Source organism: Nonomuraea longispora (assembly GCF_004348345.1).
GTDB lineage: Bacteria > Actinomycetota > Actinomycetes > Streptosporangiales > Streptosporangiaceae > Nonomuraea > Nonomuraea longispora.
The window spans coordinates 1-810 of sequence record NZ_SMJZ01000452.1; the positions used below are offsets into that span (position 1 = coordinate 1).

At 74.3% G+C, this 810-nt stretch carries 1 protein-coding gene; it reads right to left on the minus strand.

Translation table 11 applies throughout. The features are described 5' to 3' along the window. Window positions 1-298: 298 nt before the first annotated feature. On the minus strand, window positions 299-810 hold a 512-nt coding region (locus E1267_RS43905; protein WP_220449972.1), incomplete at its 5' end, for a class F sortase.

Consider the following 810-nt stretch of genomic DNA (forward strand, 5'->3'; position numbering starts at 1 on the left):
CGCCAGGACCGTGCCCGCCCCGGTCACCACGACCGCCGGGATCCTGAACGTGTGGTACCCGCCGCTCGCCTGCCGGTACGGCACCGACGTGGGATAACGCTCCGCCATGCGCGGCATGCTACGGCCCTCGGGTAAACGGGTTCCGACCTCAGCCGTACACGAAGGCGAATGCCGGGCCCCACAGTCCGGGGGAACCGGCCCGTAGCCCCGGCCGGGCCACGCACCGGTGTGCCGCCGGGAAGCCGTTCCCGGCGGCACACCGGCCGCCACGACGTCGGGGGCGCACACCGTCACGGCGTCACGCTGACCGGCGCGCGAACACGACCACGTTGTCGCGGTAGCTGCGGCGGGCGCGGTCGAAGGTACCGCCGCACGTGATCAGGCGGAGCTCGGCGCCCCGGCCGCCGTGATAGACCTCCTTGTCGGGTACGCGGCTCTTGGGGTACCGGGTCACACGGCCGACCACGAACGTGACCGTGCTGCCGTCGGCCCGGTCCACGTGCACCCGGTCACCGTCGCCCAGCCGGCGCAGGCGATAGAACACGGCGGGCCCGGTGGTGGAGTCCACGTGACCGGCGATCACGGCCACACCCCGCTCGCCCGGCTCCGGCCCGGCCTTGTTCCAGCCCACTTGGTCGAAGCGTTCGGGAGCGACCAGGCGGCCGCTGGCGTCGAGCCGTAGCGGGCCTACCCGGGTGGACAGCTTGATGGCGGGGATGCGCAACCGTACGGGGTCGGCCGCCTCAGCGGCCGAGACGGCGACCGCTGTCCCGACCCGCACCCCGGCGGCGGGGGGCGTGGCAGCGGGGG